Genomic DNA, 19846 nt, shown 5'->3' with positions numbered 1-19846 from the left:
CGAGGCGCGGTCAGACTACCGCGCCCCGGACCGCCGGGCTCAGTGGCCGAGCGCGGTGCGCAGCACGCCGACGACCTCGCCCAGCGGCACCTGCCGCTGCTCGCCGGTCGCCATCTCCTTGACCCCGATCGAGTTCTCCTCGAGATCGCGATCGCCCAGCACCAGGGTGAATGTCGCGCCGGAGCGGTCGGCGCCCTTCATCGCGCCCTTCATCCCGCGCCCGCCGTAGGCCAGGTCGACGCTGATCCCCGCGCCGCGCAGCGCGCCGGCCAGCGCGACCAGCCGTGCCTTGGCGGCGTCACCGAGCGCGATGCCGTAGACCTGGCAGCGCGCCGGGTCGGCCGCGGTCTTGCCCTCGGCCGCCAGGGCAAGCACGGTCCGGTCGACGCCGATCCCGAAGCCGATGCCCGAGAGCGGCTGCCCGCCCAGCTCGGCCATCAGCCCGTCGTAGCGACCGCCGCCGCCGATGCCGGACTGCGCGCCCAGCTGGTCGTGCACGAATTCGAAGGTCGTCTTGGTGTAGTAGTCCAGGCCGCGGACCATGCGCGGGTTCACCACGTACGGCACGCCCAGCGCGTCGAGGTGGGCGAGCACCTGCTCGAAGTGGGTCTTCGCCGACTCGGACAGGTGATCGATCATCAACGGCGCGTTCGCGGTCAGCTCGCGCACCTCGGGCCGCTTGTCGTCGAGGACGCGCAGCGGGTTGATCTGGGCGCGGCGGCGGGTCTCCTCGTCGAGCGGCAGCCCGAGCAGGAACTCCTGCAGCAGTTCCCGGTACTGCGGGCGGCAGGTCTCGTCGCCCAGCGAGGTGATCTCGAGGCGGAACCCGTCCAGGCCGAGGCCGCGGAAGCCGGCGTCGGCGATCGCGATGACCTCCGCGTCCAGCGCGGGATCGTCGACACCGATCGCCTCGATGCCCACCTGCTGCAGCTGCCGGTACCGGCCGGCCTGCGGGCGCTCGTAGCGGAAGAACGGACCGGCGTAGCAGAGTTTGAGCGGCAGCTGACCGCTCTTGTCCAGACCGTGCTGGATCACCGCGCGCATCACACCGGCGGTGCCTTCGGGGCGCAGGGTGAAGCTCTCGCCGTTGCGGTCGGCGAAGGTCCACATCTCCTTGCTGACCACGTCGGTCGACTCACCGACACCACGCGCGAACAGGGCGGTCTGTTCGAATACCGGCAGCTCGATGTGCCCGTACCCGGCGAGTCGGGCGGCGTGGATCAAGCCGTCGCGCACGGCGACGAACTCGGCCGAGCCGGGCGGCACGTAATCCGGAACCCCCTTCGGGGCGGTGAAGCTGCTGGTCTTGGTCACGATCATCCAGTTTTCCCCACGGGCGCCCCTCGAGTCCAACCGGTTACCCTCTAGACGAATCCGACAACACGGGAGGAACGCGGTAGTGCCGAGCAACGAACAGCGACGGGCGGCGGCCAAGCGCAAGCTGGAGCGCCAGCTGGAACGACGGGCCGAGCAGGAGAAGAAGCGCAAGCGCCTGGTGATCGCGGGCTCGGTACTCGGTGTGATCGTGGTCGCCGCCGCGGTGACCGGCGTGTACTTCCTCACCAAGGACGGTGACGAGGCGGATTCCTCGGCCACCGCGAGCACCTCCGCCACCAGCAAGCGGGAGCTGCCCCCCGCCGCCGACGCGCCCGCGGTCGCCGCCAAGCCGGCCACCGTCACCTGCGCCTACCCGGTCGGCGCCGAGCCCGCGAGCAAGCCGGTGGCGCCGCCGAGCACCACCACGGTCGCCTCCGGCCCCGACGCGCCGAAGACCAAGGTGTCCATCGACTCCACCCAGGGCCCGATCGGCCTCGAGCTCGACAGTGCCGAATCGCCGTGCACCGTCAACAGTTTCGTGAGCCTGGCGCAGCAGGGCTACTTCGACAAGACCAGCTGCCACCGCATCTCGGCCGAGGAGGGCTTCGAGATGCTGCAGTGCGGCGACCCGACCGCCAGCGGCATGGGCGGGCCCGGCTACAGCTTCGCCAACGAGTACCCGACCGATCAGTTCCCGACGACCGATCCGGACAACGATCCCGCGCTCAACAGCCCGATCAAGTACAAGCGTGGCGTGATCGCGATGGCCAACTCGGGCCTGACCCCCGAGGGCACCAACGGCAGCCAGTTCTTCCTGGTCTACGGCGACACCATCCTGCCGCCGAAGTACACGATCTTCGGCACCATCGACGAGGCAGGCTTGAAGACGCTGGAGAAGGTCGGCGCCGCGGGCGACGACGGCTCCATGTCGGCCGGTGGCGGCAAGCCGAAGATGCCGATCAGCTTCACCACCGTCAAGGTGGGCTGACACCCCCTCGCCCCACCCGAAACGGGCCGGACGCCACCGCGGCGTCCGGCCCGTTTCCGGTTTTCCGGCCCCGACACCGCCAGAAGATCATCAGAGGCAAGGCAATCCTATTGTTCATCCGGCCGGCCGCCTCGACCGCCGTATTTTCTCCCTCGCCACTCCATGTCCACCGAAACTTCTCGACACCTCCCTTGCGTGGCTCCGCCAGACATACAGTCGTGTCCTTCGCGCGGTAGGCTCAGTTGTCCACTTCCACAGCGGCATCGGGGAGCAGTCATGGCGGAACTCGACGACATCGGCAGCGAAACGGCGTCCATGATGCGCACCATGCTGCAGATGGCCACCCTGGTCGCCCTCAAGTCGCGGGAGCACGGCCAGAAAGAAGCCGAGGCCCGCGCCAAGGCGGTCGAGGCGAAGATGAAGGAAGCCCGCGAGCTGCAGGTCCGCGAGGCCCGTGATCTGAAGGCCAAGGACCCGCGCAATATCGAACTCGTGCAGATGATGTCGGTCGGCTCGAAGTCGGCCCAGCCGCGGGGGCTCACCCTGGAGAAGGACCCGTCCTCCCCGTTCTCGGCGAGTGCCACCGCGGCAGGCGGGAACGCACCCCAGGTGGGCTACGACACCGTCGAACGGCGCGCGGCCATCGCCGCCCATCTCGAACGGGCGGGCGTCGCACCGGAATTGACCGAAGTTCGCATGCTGGTCGAGATGGGGCAGGGTATCTCGCCGGAGGAAGCGATCCGGCGTACCAACGCGGGCGCTCGGCGTTCCGGAATCGAACGCGGGATCGACCCGCGCGGTCTCGAACGCGGCCGCTGACCCACGACCGCGAGCACCGCGTCGTCGGGGGCGACCGCAGCGCCCCCGACGATCAGCGTGGCTAGAACGGCTTGGTCTTGTCCATCGTCCGGTTCACGTCGGGATCGGTGAACTGCGCCCGGTCCGCGCCGACCTGATCCTCCAGCGGAAGCCGGTCGAGCATTCCCTTGTGGCCGTTGCGAACACTGCAGTACTTGAACGGCCCACGTGGATCGAACAACTTCGCCATATGTGGGTCGGCGTGGTCGAGGAACCAGACGCTGATGCCGGGACCCCCCTCCAGCCGGAAGTGCTCCCAGGCCTGCCACAGCGCGTGCAGCCGGACCGCGGCCTCGGGGTGGCGCCACCATTCCGTGCACCACACCGTGTCGCTGATATCGGTGACCTGCCTGCTGTACACCCTGCTGAGGTAGTCGTTCACGAAGTCGAACACGTTGGGATACCCGTTCACGATGTCCCGAGCACCCGAATTCTGGTCGCTCACAGGGGCTTGACCTCCTCGACGTCGCCGTACTGCTCCGGCGGAGTGGAATTCGACAGCACCGGCGTTCCGATCAGATCGTCGATGCGGGTCTTGCGGGTCGGATCGTTGTACTCGATCGACTGCTTGACCGCCTCGGCGTACTCCCCCTCCCACCAGGGCACGGTCCGGACCAGCACAGCGGGCTGACCCGAGGTGAACACCACCGCGCGACCGCGCGGCAACGTCGCCAGGCCCTGCGCGGTGAAGGTCACCGAGGAACTGAGCGAGCGCGAGTAGCTCTTGCTGCTGCCCGACTGCGACATCGACTGCGAGATGGAGTCGTACTCGCCGATCGCCTCGGATCGGTCACGCAGGAACGCCATGTCATCGACACCGCTGCCGAGCACCTTGATGTTGGCCGCCGACCACAGCGCGCTCATCCCGGCGTCACCCCAGCAGCGCGCGCCCTGCGCCCAGGACTGCAGCACGGTCATCACGACGATGCCGCGCGAGCCGAAGTGGCTGTACTGCTTGGGCAGATCCTTCCAGCGCACCACATTGGCCGCCTCGTCGAGCACCGCCAGCAGCGGGATCGGCAGCCGACCGCCGGACGACAGCGAGGCCTTGCGCATGGCCACATCGATGACGGCCTCGGTCAGCGCGCTGACCAGTGGCGCGGCCGACCCGCGGCCCTCCAGCGACAGGCAGTACAGCGTGCCGTTGCGCTCGATGAACTCGAGCTCATCGAACTGCAGCCGGTCGCCGTTGCCACGGGTGATCCACGGGTGCACATTCGACATCTGCAGGCAGCGCACCATCTTCTTGGCCGTGCCGAAGATGCCGCTCTTGGTGCGCTGTTCGGCGTTGTACTGCATCGCCAGGCCGGAGGCGGTGAAGTCGTGTCCGGCGCCGCGCAGATGCTCGATCGGCTCACTGTTCTGCGGGTTGGTCACCCATTCCCACACCTGCGTGATCGGCTTGCCCGCGATCGCGGCGGCCAGGAACAATCCGGCGAGCAGGTCCTCGGCCTCGGGGTCGAAGAAGCTGTCGGTGTTGTCGGCGCCGCCGCTCTCGGCGTCGGCGAAGTGGCCCGCCAGCCGGGCCGCCCGCATCTCGCAGCCCTCCTTGCGGTGATCGACCCAGGCCAGCGGATCCCAGAACCACACCGGCCGTTCGCCTGCCACGCCCTGCGGGTCGAACACGAAGGTCGCGCTGCCCTTGGCCTCGCGCACATTCCGGGTCGCGTCGACCACGTCGCGCTTGTTCGAGGTGGTCAGCACCGGGCCGATGGCCGACAGGATCGCCGGGATCACCCGCGAGGTGGACTTGCCCTGGCGTGGGCCCCAGATGTCGAGATGCAGGTCCTCGTAGGAGCCGTAGAGCGGGGACCCGTCGGCGACGGCCACACCGATCGGCACACCAGGCGCGTCGTTGCTGCCCAGCCGCACACCGAGATCGACCGCCTTCTGCCGCACCCCCGCCTCGGTGATCGAGGCGATGGCACTGCCACTGCCCATGTGGTCGGCCTTGTCGTCGATCGACAGCCTGCCCTTGACCGCGCGCTTCTTCATCTGCTTGCGGACCACCACGTAGGCGATGGCCGCGGCGATCACCAGCAGCACGATCACCGTGGACGCGCGCGGCCAGTGCAGTTTGCCGCGCGCCAGATCGGCGACCACCGCGATCGGGTTGGCCGGAATGTTCTGCGGCACCACCGACAGCGCGTTGCCCAGGTGCAGCGCGACGGCGAGGGTGATCAGCGTCGCAAAGCCGAACACGATCAGGATCAGCGTCGTGTCGGGTCCGACCGCGGCCGGATCCGTCACCTTCTTCTTCGCCACGTGTGCCTCCTTGTGGACCTTGTCGGATGGTGGTGGGTGCTCAGCGGAACGCGTCGAGGCGCCAGCCTTGCGGCGTCTGCACCACGGTCGCGATGACCGTGCCCGGTGGGAGGGCCTCGGACCGCCCGTTCGGGTAGACGACCGTCTGCTCGATGCCGATCTTGTACTGCGCCACCGAGGGATCCGCGCTCGCCGGCGCCTGCTCCCCGGAGGCGAAGGCGAATGCCTCGACGTGCGCCTTCGCCTTCGCCCAGTCCGCCCACTGCAGCGACGGTTTCGGCGTGTCGGTGGTTCCCGTCGAACTGTCCAGCATACGTATCATGCTGGGACCCAGCCATTTTCGCGCGCGTTGCAGGGAATCGCCCGGTTGCTCGGTGGCCGGGTTCCAGGTGTAGATCTCCCGCAGGGCCACGACCGCGACCCCGTCGGCCGTGGTCGGGTCGACCGTGGCCGCGGCGTCGAGCAGCCGGGTGGTCGAGGTCGCCGAGTCCGGGCGCGCGGCATCGGGATCGCCGCCGCAAGCGGCGACCGGGAGCAGGACCGCCACGAGCATCACCGCCGGAATTGTGCGGATTCGTGTTCTCTCCCACCAGGTTATCCCCGGTGTCGAGGGACGTGTGGTCACAACACCCTCCTCGCCCGCGCGTCGCCCGGTACCGCCACCTCGGTGACGCCACCGCCGCCACCGCTGCTCGACGGCGGCACCGCCTGGATCACCTGACCGTCGCCCGCGTAGATCCCCACCTTCGACGGCCCCTTCGGCCCGAAACCGCTGAACACCAGGTCACCGGCGGACACCTTCGAGATCGGCACCTCACGGCCCGACTCCCACTGCTGTTCGGCGGTGCCCGGCAGGGTGATCGCGCCCGAGGACGCCGCGAACACCGCGGCGGCGGTCAGGCCCGGCGCGTCGAAACCGCCGCTGCTCGGGCCCTGGACGCCACCGCCACCCCAGACGTACGGCATGCCCAGCCAGTCGTGCGCGGCCTCGACGATCTGTGCCCCGCCACCGCCCGGTTCGGGCGTGAACCGGCCCTGCGCGCCGGGCGCGCGGTACTGCGGCTCCATCGACAGGATGTTGGTGACGTACGGCCGGGTCTCGGAGTAGTGCGCCGCATACTGATTGGGCATCCCGCCCGAGGCGAGCACCGCGCCCTCACCGGCGTTGTACCCGGCCAGGGTGAGCGCGGGCAGGTCACCGGAGACCTTGCCCGCGGCCATCCAGCCCGCGATCTTGTGCGCGATCGCGCACATGTAGCGGGCCTGGCCGATGATCGCGTCACCGTCGTCCCAGACGCTCGCGGTGCCGTTGCCGTCGGCATCGATGACGTACGGCTTGCCGTCGTCGGGATTGATGCTGACCGCGGTGCCGGGCAGGAACTGTGCCAGGCCCTGCGCACCGGCGGGCGAGGTGAGCCCGCGCCGGAACCCCGACTCCTGCTTGGCCTGCGCGGCCAGCAGCGAGGACGAGATCTCCGGGCACACCGTGCCCGCCCTGCGGTACCAGATCTCCAGCTCCGCGGGCACCTTCCCGTCGGCGAGCGCGCCACCGGCGCTGCCGAAGCCGCGCACGCAGTTCGCGTCGGTCGAGAAGGCGCGCGCGCCACCGACATCCGGGGTCGGCGCGCCGTCGAGCCACGGCATCGGGTCGATCTGGCGGCCGCCGGTGAAGCGGCCACCGGGGACGATCTCGAAATGCAGGTGCGGGCCGCTGGATTCGCCCGCCGAGCCGACCATCCCGATCGGCTGTCCCGCGGTCACGGTCTCCCCGGTGCGCACCTTCACGCCGCGGTCCCACATGTGGCCGTAGACGGCGGAGAAGGCGCGGCCGTTGGTGTCGACCGAGTCGACGACGATCCAGTTGCCGAAACCCGACGCGGGACCGGCGGCCACCACCCGGCCGTCGGACACCGAGTAGATCGTGGTCCCGTCGGCGGCGGCCATGTCGATGCCCTTGTGATCGCCGCCGCGCGAACCGAACACGTCGGAGATGGTGAAGGTGCCGACCTCGAGCGGCAGCGTCCGGCGCAGCGGACCGACGCCGGCGGCCAGCGACGGCGTGCCGGTGACGGCCGGATTCGACGTGGCGGTCGGCGTGGTGGACCCGGCGGCCCGGGAATCGCCGGTCGCCGCACCGCCCAGCGGCGGCAGGGTCGGCGCCGCCGAACCGCTCAGCACACCGGTGGTCTCGCAGGTCTCGTCCGAGGAGGGCAGCACGATGACCAGCACGAGCGCGATCAGCCCGATGACCGAGCCCAGCGCCGACATCAGCATCGTGCGGGCATTCACCGGCCGCCTCCTGGCGTTCCGCGCCGGGCGCCGGGATCCGGGTCCGCCGCGGCGGTGATCACGTGCGGCGCCGGGTTTCGTTGAGCGTGTCGGCGAGCGTGCGGTTCATCTCGGCCGCGGCGGCGAGCTGCTGTTGCAGCAGCGCCACCTTGCGGCGCAGCGCGGTGGCGTCCATCCGCTCCAGGCTCGGGCCCTCGGCCGCGCGCACCCAGTTGCGCACCGAATTGGCGTGCACACCGATCTGTTCGGCGACGACCCGGCACGCCTCGGATTCGCTGCGCAGCTTGTCGGTCAGCGCGACGACCTGGGCGACCGCGGCGTCACGCACCTCGGGCGAGACCCGGCGGTAGGACCGGTGCGGCATCATTGCGCGCCCCCGTCCGCCGAGGGGTCGGGCGCTCCGCGCGGATTGTCGCCGAACTCGCTGAACCGCTGGTTCGTGTCGTGGATTCCGCTTTCCTTCTCCGACACCGTGAACTCCATGTGGAAGGGGATGCCGGGGCGGCGATCCTCACCGATTTTGAGCAGGAACTTGCCGGTACCGGGCGGCGACGGCCGTTGCTGACCGGGTTTGAGCGCCTCCCCCGTGAGGGCCTGGGGCGCCGACCAGCCGGTGACCATCTCCTGCTCGGCGGCGGTGAACGGCACCGTCGAGTCGAGCCTGCTGATCTCCTCGGCGGGCAGGGCGCCGAAGATCTTGGCGCGCGCGCGTTCCAGGAAGCCGATCGCCTTGGCGATGGCGGCGTCGGAACCGAGCGCCTGCAGGTCCTTGATGGTGTGGCTGATCATGATCAGCGCGGTGGCCAGGCCGCGCTGCAGGCGGGTCAGTTCGTCGACCCGGTCGACCATGAAGTCGCCGAGGCCGAGCACCTGCCACAGCTCGTCCATCACCACCTGGAAATAGCGCTGCGGACCGAGTTTCGCGTCGGCCAGCACGTGCGCGGCCTCGACCGAGGCGAAGCCGTCGGCCCAGCAGGCCAGCATCACCGCGGCTTTGAGCTTCTTGTCGCCGGTGGGGATGTGCGAGACGTCGATGCACACCGCGACGGCGCCGGTGTCGATCGGCACGGTGGTCTGGCCGTTGAAGATCGCGCCGAACGGGCCCTGGGTGAGCGCGCGCAGCGAACGCCGCAGGTTCTTGATCGCGTTCTGGTACTCGTCCTCGTTGTCGGCACCGGCGTCGAGCATGAGTTCCGCGCCGCCGCCGACGATCACCTCGAGCAGGTTCTCCATGATCGGCGGCTTGTCGGGGGCGTAGCCACTGCCCGGCTGGTAGAGGATGCGCAGCGCGGTCGCGATCAGCGTCTCCTCGAAGTCGGCCACCCGCGCGCCGCGGACCAGTTCCACCAGGCCCGCGATGAGCGTCACCTGGCGGGCCCGCAGGTCCTGCAGCACCTGGCGTTGCAGCGCGGGGAACTCGCCGAGCCGGGGCACCACCGAGCCGAGCACACCCGCCGCGAGCGGGTTCAGCTTGCCGTGGCCGTAGCCGAGGTCGATCACCTGACCGCCGACGAGCTCGACCATCTTGCGGTAGTCGGGCTTCACGTCGGCCAGGATCAGCGGGGTGATGCCCTGGGCGATGCCGCCCAGCACGATCCGGCGCACCAGCGAGGACTTGCCGAAACCGTTGAGGCCGAGCACGAACAGGCTCGGCGCGGTGATGAAGCTGCCGCGCATGAACCAGTTCATCGGGTCGAAGCAGACCGGCGCGCCGGTGTGCAGGTGCGAGCCGAGCGGGGTGCCGATCAGCGGCGCGCCGGCGCCCACCGACCACGGCCACAGACCGGCGACCTGGGCGGTGGTGGCCCGGTACTCGACCGGCCGGCCGACGACGTTCATCTTGCCGCCGCCGGGACCCGAGTAGCCGCGATCGGTCAATTCCGCGGTGGTGCGGTCGAATCCGTCGTTGACGACCGCCTCGGTGCGCGCCTGCGCGTTGTTGCGGCGCAGGTCGTCGGTGTGGATGCGGAAGGTCGCCCAGGCCGCGCGCAGTCCCGACTGCTCGCGGGCGATCATCTCGTAGCGGGCGCGGGTGGCGTCGTCGAGCAGCGAGGGCCCGGACTGGCCGCGCCGGTCGGACCGGTTGCGCGACTTGGCCGCGCGGCCGGTGCCCATCGCCCGGTCGGCGGCGTCGTCGGGCCGGTCGGCCCGCACCGGGCGCGGCGCCTTGATGAAGGCGCTCGGCTCGGCCGGACGTGGCTTGCGGCGCGGATCCATCGCGCGTTCGTGGTCCAGCCGCGGCCCGTGGTCCTCGGCGCGCAGGCCACGGTCGATCCTGGCCTTGGCGGCGCGGTCGATATCGGGACGCGGACCGCGCGGTCGGCGCTCCCCCGTCGCTGGGCGCTCGCCACGGCCCGCGCGCGGCTCGTCCCGGCGGGCGCGCTGGTCGTCCTCGCGCGGCCTGCGGTTCTCGCCGGTGCGCGGCCTGCGGTGGTCGTCGTCCGCGCGCGACCTGCGGTGGTCCTCGTCGTGCGGCGCGCGCTCGGCGGCGGGCCGACGCGGCTCGTCCGCGCGGGAGCGGCCGCCCGGTTCCCCGGTGCGGGGCCTGCCCTCGCGCGGACGGCGCTCGCGCTCGGCGTGCTCGTCGGCCACGGAGCTACCGCGCGCCGACTCCCGTTCGGCGCGTTCGGTGCGCTCCTCCAGGCCGAGCACCTCGTCGCTCACGCGCGACGCGCTCCCGGCCGGTCGTGGTTCGCGCTCCCCGCGGATCCGGGGCGGCCGATGAACGGGCCGTAGCGCGATGTCGTCGAAGTCGCGTCCCATGATCGCCTCACCCCGCCAATGCCTTCGGAATGGTCGCGTGCTCGGGCAGGATGACGCCGCAACCGAGGGAGGCCGCGAACGCCGCGGCCTGGTAGCGGTAGCAACGCCGGATCTTGAGCCGGGCCTGCGTCGAGAGGTCGCGGGTGATGGCCTCGATGCGCGGCAGGTCGCCGCGCAGCGGCTCGGTGATCGTCACCAGCGCGCCGAAGCGGGTCACACCGTGCCCGCGGGCCTGTTCCTCGCGAGCCTGCTGGGTCGCGCCGACCCGCAGTGTCGCGGCGGCCGAGACGACACCGCGTTCGCTCTGCTGCGCCACGAGCGCGTTCTTGAAGTCGTCGTCGACGATCTCGGCGGCGTCGGCGGCCGAGTGCGGCCGGTAGACGATCGCGATGCGCTTGCGCGGCACTTCGGGATTCGGGGCGAGCAGCCGCTGCAGCACCCGCTCGTCGACCGCGCCCTCCGGCGCCGCGTCCATCTCCCAGGTGACCGAGCGGCCACCGTCGTGGATCAGGTGATCCCACTTCTCGTCGTGCGAGACCGGACCCGCGTCGTCCCAGCCCAGGCCATGCCCGCCGGGATCGGCGGCGGCGACCTCGAGATCGGCCTGCGCGGCCGGGTCGTAGCTGCGGCGGATGAAGGAGATGACCTCCTCCGCCGACATCGGCTGCGCCCGCACGCCCGCCTCGGCCAGCGCCGCGCAGATGCCGGGCAGCCTGCGCCCGATCTCCACGGCCTCCTCGGCCGGGTTCTTGCGCCGCTCGGCGGTGGTGGCCTTGAAGGTGATCGCCACGCGCGGCAGCAATTGCACCCGCTCCTGCGGCAATTCGGTGGCCAGCTCGTACATCACCTGCTGGGCCAGGTCCGGCGCCTCCGGGCGGGTGATCGTGGAGACCTCGTTGAGCAGCCGGTTGCCGGTCTCGGGCACGGTGTCGATCACCGGCACCACCGCGACGATGTCGCTGGTCTGGCCGACCGAGGCGAGGAAGGTGCCCCACGCGGCGACCCAGCGGTCGATCACCGGCTGGTCGACCGCCTCGTGGCCCTGCGGCCAGGCCCGCAGCACCACGGTGTACTGCGCGAAGGCGGGCAGGTGGATCATCCCGAAGTGGTAGCCGCCCGCGTCGATGCCCTCGTAGAGCTTCGACGGCGCGAGCAGCCCCGGCAGCTTGGTGACGCCGCCGGGGATCCGGGAGAACCGGCCGCCGCGGTACACGTGCTCGCCGTTGCGGCGCGAGCGCATCCAGTTGAACATCATCAATCCCGTCTCGTAGCCCGAACGGCCCCCCGTCCGCCACACCAGGGGCACCATCACCAGCGCGCCGAGGCCGCCGACGACGAAACCCCATTTGAACCCACCGACCATGGCGCTGATCAGGGCGGTGATCACCACGACGAAACCGATCACGGTCTCTTCCCAGCGCAGGCCGAAAAGGCCCGCGCTGCGCGGCTTCTGCCACAGCCCGTACGAGCGCCGCTCGTAGGTGTCGGTCGAGGTGGTGGTCATCGCGGGATCGTGCTCCTGCCGAGGTCGGGTGAACGATTCGCCCAGCGGTCACCGGCGAGGTCGCCCGCCGCCTGATCGGCGCGGGCCGCGCTGCCCGCCGCGGCGCGCGCGGCGACGACATTGCGGGCCGCGCCCGAGGGTACCGAGCCCGAACTGGGTGCCGCCTGCGCCGGACCACCGCCGCGCGGTGGCGGCGTCGGGGCCGGGCCGCGCGGAGCGCCGCCGCCCGCGCCACCGGCACCGCCGGGCCGCGGGCCCGAGCCGCCGCTGCCGAAGTACCCGGCCGAACCGGGTGCCGCCGCGGGCCGCGAGGCGACCGCCTTGGTGCCGATCGCACCGAGCGCCATCGCGCCGACCGCGGTACCACCGGCCACCATCAGACCCGAACCACCGGTGCCGACCGTCGCGACCGCGGGCGCCACCAGGCGCATCAGCGCGGGCAGCACGAACGCGACGCTGCACAGCAGCACCAGCGCGACCAGCATCCGCTGTGCCTGTTCACCTTCCGGCAGCCCGCCCGAGGTGGTGGTCTCGTCGACGTGTCCCGCGGTGGTGAACGCGATCATGTACACGATCGCCGCCACCGGCTTGAACAGCATGAACGCGATGATCCAGCCGACCAGCTTCTGATACGACTGCTTGCCCGTCCCGGTCGCCGACGCGGCCGCGGCCAGCGGCAGCACGCCGGCGGCGACCACCAGCAGACCCTGCCGCACGATGGCCAGCACGATCTGGGCGAGCGCGCCGAGCAGGCCGACGATCGCGATGATCAGCACCAGACCGGGCGAGAACGCCTGCAACTTGGACGTCTTCACCATCAGCTCGGCCATGTTCTTGGCATTGCCGCCGGTGGCGTCCTGGATGATCCACTCCGAGAACTTGTCCGAGGCCCGGGTGCCCGCGACGATCACCGCGCCGAGCATCCACGAGCTGAACACGACCCGGGCGAACAACCGGAACGATTCGGCGGCCTCGCTCACCGCCGCCCCGCGTCTGGCCTCGGCCAATCGCCCGCCGGTGATGATCACCGACGCGATCAGCAACAGCATCTGTATCTGATAGGTGTAGTCGTTGATCTTGGTGAACAGGGCGCCGGAGTCGCTCACCGCCTCGTTGGGCACCTTCATCCAGAAGGTCAGCGCCAGGATCAGGGCCTCGCCGAGACCCTTCATCAGGGAGTCGACCACCTTGCCGAAGGTGGAGTCCCACGCCTTGTCCTTGACCGCGGTGGCCGCGTCGCCCGGATGCGAGGCGGCGTTGCCCGCCTTGCACACCGCCGAGGCCGCGTCGCCCAGGGAGATCCCGGGAATGGCGACACCGTCGAGCGTGTCGTGCAGTTCGTTGCAGGCCTGGTCGAAGCCGTAGGTCTGGCCGTAGGCCACGGTCGGCGTCGCGATCATCACGGTGAAGATCACCGCGACGATTGTGAGTATTCGCCTCAGCATTGTTGGCACCCCTCGATGGTCCGCAGGGAATCGATCCGGGCTGTGCTGCTGTACACCGATGCTCACCATTTCGTCCACCCCGCCAGCGATTCCACGTATTCCGTCTGGGTGTTGGTCGTCGACGACGGCTTGAGCCGCCAGTCGCCCGCGTCCCACACCACGATCATCCGCATGGCGGCATACAACTGCTTTCCGTCGATCACCGGCCCGCGCGAGGCGAGCCGCACGATCGCCATGTCGTCGGCGTAATCATCGATCTTGAACGCGTCCGACGCCACGAAATAGCGGGTCACCTTCTCCGGCTGCTGCTTCGGCAGCCGGTCGCTCGACAGCGCCGAGTCGTAGGCGGCCAGCTGGGCGGTGCTGACCCGCACCTGTGTCACGTACAGCGAACGGTCGGCGGGCCTGGCGTTGAGCCGGTAGGTGATCTGCGCGGCGGCCAGCGCGGCACCCTGCGGGGTGCGCGCGTAGCCGACGGCCAGACCGTCTTCGATCCGGGCCGGGCCGTCGGAGGTGGAGAACGGCACCGACGCGCCGTAGACCCGTTGCCAGCCGTGCGGTTTGGTCGTGCCCTCGGGCGCGGCGGTCAGCCAGTCCGAATCCACCGGCGAGCGCTGGCTCGACTCGTCCTGTGCCAGCGGCTGTCCCGCCGGGTTGTTCGGCACGTCCACCCGCCTGCCGAACAGGTCGACCTCGGGATCGGCGAACCCCGTTCCGCCCGCGGCCTGCGCGGGCGGGGGCGCGGCGTCCTCCTCGGCGCCACCACTGCTGGTGAAGTACACGACCGCGCCGACGACCAGGATCAGGGCGAGCAGCGCACCCGAGGCGATCATGCCGAAAGAAGCGCGGTCGCGCGCGCCCGGCTCCTTCACGCTCACTGTGGTGCCTCCAATGCCACGATGTCGGTGGGTAGTTCGTCGATCGCGTCGACGGGTCGGTCGGTGGATTGCGGATCGGGTAACTGCAGTCGCCAGTCTCCGCCGTACCAGCCGACCGTGGTGTGGTTCACGGCGCGTGATCTGTCCGAATATTCGGTGTAGACATCGACTCGGGACTGTTCGTCACGGTATTCGGTAATTTTGTAGCCCAACAATCTCGGCGCGTACTCGGGCGCGGCGGGCCCGGTGATCGACAACTGCACCCGGTTGATCGCCCACTCGTCGCGGGCCGGTCCCGGCACCAATTCCTGATTCACCACGGTGGCCCACTGGTTGTCGGGCGCCACCGACAACCGGATGGTGTGCGTCAGTGCCGCCAGCCCGGCGCCGCGCGGGGAGTGCTCGAAACCCGTTGCGGCGCCTTGGGTCACCGAGGTGGGGCCCTGGTCGGACTGGGGCAGGGCGATGCCCTGGTAGTCCTGCCAGCGCACCCCGGTCGGAGCGGCGGACAGATCGGGGCCGGTATCGCCGCCGCGGCCGCAGCCCACCGCCGCGGCCAGCAACGCGATACCGACCGCGACCGGCCGTGTCATGGTGCTCCCCCTCACGCCGGCAGGAACGCCAGCGCGATCGCGGACGCGGTACTGGCCACCGCGGCACCGAGCAGGCTCATCAGGACACCGTGCGAGGCGTCGTTGACGGCCAGGTCGGAGCGGAAGGCGATCCACAGCCGGCCTGCCGACAGGATCATCCAGGCCAGGCACGACAGCAGGACGAACCAGAGCAGCCAGTTGAGCAGCTGCATCATGGGCGCCAGCACGTCGGCCGGGATCTGCTTGTAGGCGAACACGGTGATCACGTACCGATGACCGCGTTCATGATGGTGCCCGCGCTGGTCGCGACGACGCCGCCGATCATGGCGCCCGCCACCATCTTCGGCGACTCGAGGCCGCCACCGGTCCAGCGCTCCCAGGCGAACTTGCCGCCGGCGTAGGTGATACCGCAGATGCCCGACAGCAGCACGAACCAGGTGAGATACCGCACCAGCTGCAGGATCTTCTCCGAACCGGGGGGAGCTTCCGGGGTCGGATTACCCACCTGGGCCAGGACGGTGCCGTACGTGTCCTGCACGGCGAGGAGGATCATGCTCATCGGGTGCCTTTCTCCCACTGTAAAGGTGTTGTGCCACAAACACTTCGACGCCGACACACGTTTGTACACCACCGGCGGCCGGCTTGCCCGGCGATCATGATCGACCCTCCCCCGGTGCGGGATCGTCGATGCTCGCGCGGATCGCGGCGACCAGATCGGTACCGAGCTCACCGATCTCGGCCGGTACCTCGTCGAGCGGATCGACCCGGCGCTTCCTGGGCGCGATCTCGTCTCCGGGCGACCACACCGGCAGCGCCTCGGACTCGACGAGCGTCCATTCCTCGATCCACGGCACCTGCCAGACGTGCCCGGCCAGCGAGCCGACCACGTCCCGATAGCGCCGGATCTCCGGCGGCACCCGGCCGGGGCGGGCCGCGACCGTGATCAGGCCGAGGACCAGCGCCGGACCGGCCAGCAACGCGTGGTGCTGGCGCAGCAGGTCGTGCGCGCGGGTGAGACCGGAGATGGTCTCGCGCGCGACGAGGACGACGTAGGGGGATTCGCGCTCGTACACCCCAGGCCACTTGCCGCGCGCATCGGCGGCGGGCGCGAGGACGTGCGCGAGGGTGGTGGCACCGGAGCCACCGTGGACGCCGAGCAACCACACCAGGGGCGCGCGACCGACTCCGGGCACCGGCCGCTCCCAGATCTGCGCGCGCAGCGATTCGGGGGGTGCGACGACACCGACACCGGTGGGCGCCGGTTCACGACGACGACGAAGATTCATAGCGGCCGTCATGATGCCACCCCGGCGAGCAACCGCCCATAGGCCGCACGCGTCGGCTCGGCCAGCTCGCTGTGCCGAACCAGCTCACCGCGGGCCAGATGCGGGTCGTACGGTATCTCGACGACCTCGCGGACCCAGCCGGACAGATGCTCGCGCAAATGCTCGGCTACGCGGGAGTCGTCGTGCGAATACTGGTGGGAGACAACGATCGTCGTATCGGCTACCACCCCGGCGCCGTCGTCGCCGTAGTGGTCGTCGAGCCATTCCAGCGTCACCCGCAGGCGGTTGGCCGCGTCGACGCGGGCCGGAATGGTCAGGACCAGTGCGATGTCGGCGTCGTCGAGCAGCGGGCGCAGTTGCCGACCGGCAATCGGGCTGCCGCCGTCGTAGACCGCGGTGTAGCCGCCGGTGTCCAAAGCCCTGGCGACAGTGAGATATGTCGCGCGCCTGCGCAGCGGCGTCGCGTCGCGCCAGAGCAGTCCGAAGCCGGAGGTGGAGCGGGACAGGCAGTCCTCGATCGGCGCCGGTTCGTCGTCGCCGCGGCCGTAGACCCACGACTGCAGGTTCACCGGGTGCAGGTGTTTGTCGGCGCCGCGCAGCGCGAGATCGCTGCCGGCGGCGGTCGCGTCGACCGCCACCGGCGCCGCCGCCTCGGTGACCAATTCCGCGGCCAGCCCCAGCGTCGTCGTCGTGGTGCCCGCGCCGCCGCAGCCGCCGACGACGAGGATCGGCCTGCGGGTGCCCTCGGAACGCTCGCCCGACCTGCGCCGCAACCGCACCACCGGAGCCGGATCACGCGCCGCGTCACCCGACGGCTCCCCCGCGGGGGCGTCGTCGAGCCATCGGCTCCAGTCGTCTGTCATCGCCTCTGCTCCTTACCCTGCCGCGATGCCCGTGATGAGCGTGCGATCGCCGACCAGCGCTGTGCGCACCGACTGCTTGGTGTAGGTGGCCGGCGCGCCCGCGGGCCGGAACTCGGTGACCTCCACCGTGAACCGGTCGGCGGCGACAGTGGTGATCCGCACGCAGTGGGTGGTCCCCACCGGGATGGAATCGATACCGCGCTGGATCACGGCGGCCGGCGAGACATCGGCGTCGGGGGTCACGACCGCACGGGCCTGCTCCCCCGATCGGTTCACGTAGTAGGCGTACTGGAAGGCGAGCACGGCGTCGGGACCGGAGCCGGTGCCACCGGCCTCGGCGCTGCGCACGACGGCGCCGGTGTTCTCGGTCGGGCACTGGCCGACCGTCTCGGCGGTCAGGTTGCCCGCCGTGAAGTGCAGCGGCGGCGCGGCGTGCTTGGCGGTGTCACCGCCGCGGCCGAACAGCAGGAAGAACACGCCGGTGGCGGCGAGGACGAGCACCAGGACCGACACGGCGAGCACGATCCAGGTCCGGTTGCGGTTGCGGCCGCGCAGCGAGCCGGAGGGCTCGAGCACCCGGGCCTCGTCGTACTCGTCGTCGGCGGCGTCCGTCCACGGGAACTGGACCAGTTCGGCGTCGTACTCGTCGTCGGGGCCCGGCGCGGGCCCGGCGACCCAGTCCGACCAGCCGCCGGTGAATTCGCTGCGCCGCGCGGCCAGTTCGGCCGGCGGTGCGGGCGCGGGCTCCGGGGCGACATCGACCGGATACGGGCGCGCTTGGTGGACCGGGCGGTCGTGGTCGCCCGCGACACCGTAGTAGTCGTCGCGGTCCTCGTCCCCTGGTGTCCGGCTCGGCTCCACCGCCGCCGTGGGGGGCGGCACGGGCCCGGTGGGCTCGGCTGCCGGTGCGGCGGACGGGGCGCGCTCGGGGCGCTGCGAATATCGGGCGGGACCGTCGTCCTCGCCCGCCGCCGGGTCGGCGGTGTCCTGGCGCGCGGGGTCGGCTGCCTCGGTCTCCGGTTCGAGCGCCGAGTACCAGCGCGACAGTTCGTTGTACGACTTCAACATTCACCCCTTTCCGCGGCGCCGGGCACAAGGATTCGCATTGCAAGACCTCTAGGTGATCAGTTCATAGAGAACGAACGGGTGGTGGGAGCGGTGGTTCCGGGTAACGCGGCAGGCGGAGTCGTCGCGCCGCCGGATGAGGCGCCATCGGCTCCTGTCCCGAACGGAAATTGTCCCCCACCGGAAGGTTTGGGTGTCGTAGACGCGCCGGTCGGGCTGGTGAAGATTCCGGCACCGCGTTTGTCCGATCCGCCGACCGGCACCGCACCCTGTCCGGAGGCGCCCGCCGCGTCCCGCGCGACCGCGGCGAACCAGTCCGCGACGTACTGGGTCGGGGTCGCGCCCTGCGCGCCGACGCCCATGCGCGAGTACGCGTCGTGGCGCTGGGTGGTGTTCCAGTAGCGCACCCAGGTGGTCACGTCGAGCAGCTCGGCGTTGTCGGTGATGTTCTGCTGCACGGCCGTGTACGCCTCGCTGACCAGGCGGACCCCGGTGGTCGGGGGTACCAGCTGCGGCACGGCGCCGACGAGCTTGGTGCCGAGCAGGGTCAGCCCGACCAGCGGGTTGGACAGTGTCGCGGTGGCCAATTCGGCGATGCTCGCCGGGTTGAGCACGGTCTTCACCACGGTGGTGACGGCGTTGAGCCCGATCATGCCGACCTTCAGCAGCGCCTGGTAGGCCGCGTTCACGTCGAGCTGACCGCGCGGGTCGGAGGCGTCGGCGATGCGCTGGGAGATCGACTTCTTCGGCGAGAGCGAGACATCGGCGAGCGTGCTGCCGGAGATGTCCTCGTTCACCACGGTCGTCGCGGTCTTGATGGAGGTGTAGGCCAGCGCCTGGGCGATGGAGACCAGAGAGCCGATCGGGTCGCCGCCGGACAGCTTCACCTGGCTGACGAGATTGGTCACCGCCCGCAGCAGCGGGGCGCCCTGCGGCGCGTCGCAGGCGAGATCACCTGTCGCGCAGAAGCTCGCGACCCGGCCGGTGAGCTTGCCGAAGTCGGCGGGCTGGGTGTCGCTGGAACCGAGCCCGCCGCCGGGCGCGGGAGCCTGGCGGACCGCGGCGACGGCGTCGAGCGCGGCGCCGGAGGTACCGGGCGCGGTGGTCGGCGTCGTCCGGTCGGGAGCGCCGGGGAACACCGGGGCGTTGGCGCCGCGGGTCGGATCGGCGAACAGCGCGACCGCGGCGACCTTGTCGGCCGCCACCGTGCCGGTGCCCGCGCCCACTTCCTGGGCGAACAGCGAGGCCACGTGGGCGCCTTGCGAATACCCGACCACCGCGATCCGCGCGTCCGGGCAGCGCTGCACGACCTGCGTGGCCATCGACCGCAGCCGCTCGAGGCCACCGTCGACCGACTGGGTGTAGGGCACCACCCCACCGGGTACCGCGCCGCCGAATCCGGCCTCGTACGGCACATACGCGCGATCGACCAGCCCCGGCTCAGCAGCCTTGGCGAACATCGGCCGGAAGACCGTCGACAGCATGCCGGTATCGGTACTCGGCGCCGCGTCCGGCGACGATTCTCCTGTGCCCTGGATCCCCAAGGCGTACAGTGCCGGACACGCCGAGATCGACACCTGGGTGGACGGGGCACCGGGCGCGGCCTCGTCCGCAGTGGCCACGCCTGCCGATACCGTCACCGAAGCGACGGTGAACGCGATGATCGTCCCCGTGAGTCGTGTCGTGCACCGAGCCATATCGATCCGCATCACAGTCCGTTTCGGCTGACCAG

General features: G+C 70.7%; 19 protein-coding genes. 2 read left to right on the top strand and 17 right to left on the bottom strand.

What is annotated here, in order from left to right; translation table 11 throughout:
• Positions 1 to 39: 39 nt before the first annotated feature.
• Entirely contained in the window at positions 40 to 1314 is a 1275-nt protein-coding gene (gene hisS / locus AB0H54_RS12045; protein WP_355281538.1) for a histidine--tRNA ligase, read from the bottom strand.
• 85 nt (positions 1315 to 1399) lie between these two features.
• On the opposite strand from hisS, the gene AB0H54_RS12040 reads away from it, so the two are divergent.
• Positions 1400 to 2305 carry a peptidylprolyl isomerase gene (locus tag AB0H54_RS12040; protein ID WP_357345010.1) on the top strand — a complete coding sequence of 302 codons (906 nt, stop codon included), beginning with the start codon at positions 1400 to 1402 and terminating at the stop codon, positions 2303 to 2305.
• 276 nt (positions 2306 to 2581) lie between these two features.
• A complete protein-coding gene (locus AB0H54_RS12035; protein ID WP_357345008.1) occupies positions 2582 to 3124 on the top strand; it encodes a hypothetical protein in 543 nt (180 codons plus the stop codon).
• Positions 3125 to 3185: 61 nt separating this feature from the next.
• On the opposite strand, the gene AB0H54_RS12030 is transcribed toward AB0H54_RS12035, so the two are convergent.
• The 16 genes from AB0H54_RS12030 to AB0H54_RS11955 form a co-directional block, all read right to left on the bottom strand.
• A complete protein-coding gene (locus tag AB0H54_RS12030) occupies positions 3186 to 3608 on the bottom strand; it encodes a DUF4913 domain-containing protein (RefSeq protein ID WP_355281501.1) in 423 nt (140 codons plus the stop codon).
• On the bottom strand, positions 3605 to 5428 hold the full coding sequence (locus AB0H54_RS12025; RefSeq protein WP_357345006.1) for a TraM recognition domain-containing protein: 1824 nt from the start codon (positions 5426 to 5428) through the stop codon (positions 3605 to 3607). Before AB0H54_RS12025 ends, AB0H54_RS12030 begins: the two co-directional genes overlap by 4 nt.
• A 40-nt stretch (positions 5429 to 5468) precedes the next feature.
• Entirely contained in the window at positions 5469 to 5981 is a 513-nt protein-coding gene (locus AB0H54_RS12020) for a hypothetical protein (RefSeq protein WP_357345719.1), read from the bottom strand.
• 68 nt (positions 5982 to 6049) lie between these two features.
• Entirely contained in the window at positions 6050 to 7717 is a 1668-nt protein-coding gene (locus tag AB0H54_RS12015) for a peptidoglycan DD-metalloendopeptidase family protein (protein WP_357345004.1), read from the bottom strand.
• 58 nt (positions 7718 to 7775) lie between these two features.
• Complete coding sequence (locus tag AB0H54_RS12010) at positions 7776 to 8084, bottom strand: transposase (protein ID WP_218717193.1); 309 nt, start codon at positions 8082 to 8084, stop codon at positions 7776 to 7778.
• Complete coding sequence (locus AB0H54_RS12005; RefSeq protein WP_357345002.1) at positions 8081 to 10480, bottom strand: hypothetical protein; 2400 nt, start codon at positions 10478 to 10480, stop codon at positions 8081 to 8083. The genes AB0H54_RS12010 and AB0H54_RS12005 overlap by 4 nt, the downstream gene beginning before the upstream one ends.
• Before the next feature lie 7 nt (positions 10481 to 10487).
• On the bottom strand, positions 10488 to 11984 hold the full coding sequence (locus AB0H54_RS12000; RefSeq protein WP_357345000.1) for an SCO6880 family protein: 1497 nt from the start codon (positions 11982 to 11984) through the stop codon (positions 10488 to 10490).
• The gene (locus tag AB0H54_RS11995) at positions 11981 to 13399 is read right to left on the bottom strand and encodes a hypothetical protein (RefSeq protein WP_357344998.1); all 1419 of its coding nucleotides are present in this window, start codon (positions 13397 to 13399) and stop codon (positions 11981 to 11983) included. The genes AB0H54_RS12000 and AB0H54_RS11995 overlap by 4 nt, the downstream gene beginning before the upstream one ends.
• 92 nt (positions 13400 to 13491) lie before the next feature.
• Entirely contained in the window at positions 13492 to 14307 is an 816-nt protein-coding gene (locus AB0H54_RS11990) for a hypothetical protein (RefSeq protein WP_357344996.1), read from the bottom strand.
• Positions 14304 to 14900 (bottom strand): hypothetical protein, encoded by a 597-nt coding sequence (locus tag AB0H54_RS11985; protein WP_357344994.1) that lies wholly within the window; start codon positions 14898 to 14900, stop codon positions 14304 to 14306. The genes AB0H54_RS11990 and AB0H54_RS11985 overlap by 4 nt, the downstream gene beginning before the upstream one ends.
• Before the next feature lie 11 nt (positions 14901 to 14911).
• On the bottom strand, positions 14912 to 15166 hold the full coding sequence (locus AB0H54_RS11980; protein ID WP_218716423.1) for a hypothetical protein: 255 nt from the start codon (positions 15164 to 15166) through the stop codon (positions 14912 to 14914).
• The gene (locus AB0H54_RS11975) at positions 15163 to 15459 is read right to left on the bottom strand and encodes a hypothetical protein (protein ID WP_022566424.1); all 297 of its coding nucleotides are present in this window, start codon (positions 15457 to 15459) and stop codon (positions 15163 to 15165) included. Before AB0H54_RS11975 ends, AB0H54_RS11980 begins: the two co-directional genes overlap by 4 nt.
• A 94-nt stretch (positions 15460 to 15553) precedes the next feature.
• Positions 15554 to 16198 carry a hypothetical protein gene (locus tag AB0H54_RS11970; RefSeq protein WP_355277218.1) on the bottom strand — a complete coding sequence of 215 codons (645 nt, stop codon included), beginning with the start codon at positions 16196 to 16198 and terminating at the stop codon, positions 15554 to 15556.
• The gene (locus AB0H54_RS11965; RefSeq protein ID WP_355277221.1) at positions 16195 to 17049 is read right to left on the bottom strand and encodes a hypothetical protein; all 855 of its coding nucleotides are present in this window, start codon (positions 17047 to 17049) and stop codon (positions 16195 to 16197) included. The genes AB0H54_RS11970 and AB0H54_RS11965 overlap by 4 nt, the downstream gene beginning before the upstream one ends.
• A gap of 12 nt (positions 17050 to 17061) precedes the next feature.
• Positions 17062 to 18114: a hypothetical protein gene (locus tag AB0H54_RS11960; protein ID WP_357344991.1), complete on the bottom strand. Its 1053-nt coding sequence runs from the start codon at positions 18112 to 18114 to the stop codon at positions 17062 to 17064.
• A 59-nt stretch (positions 18115 to 18173) separates the two neighbouring features.
• Positions 18174 to 19754: a cutinase family protein gene (locus AB0H54_RS11955; RefSeq protein ID WP_357344989.1), complete on the bottom strand. Its 1581-nt coding sequence runs from the start codon at positions 19752 to 19754 to the stop codon at positions 18174 to 18176.
• Positions 19755 to 19846 lie beyond the last annotated feature (92 nt).

Source organism: Nocardia sp. NPDC050718 (genome assembly GCF_040654235.1).
In the GTDB taxonomy this organism is placed as follows: Bacteria; Actinomycetota; Actinomycetes; order Mycobacteriales; family Mycobacteriaceae; genus Nocardia.
The sequence above is the reverse complement of the archived record's forward strand: the minus strand, read 5'-3'. Positions and strand labels throughout refer to the sequence as shown.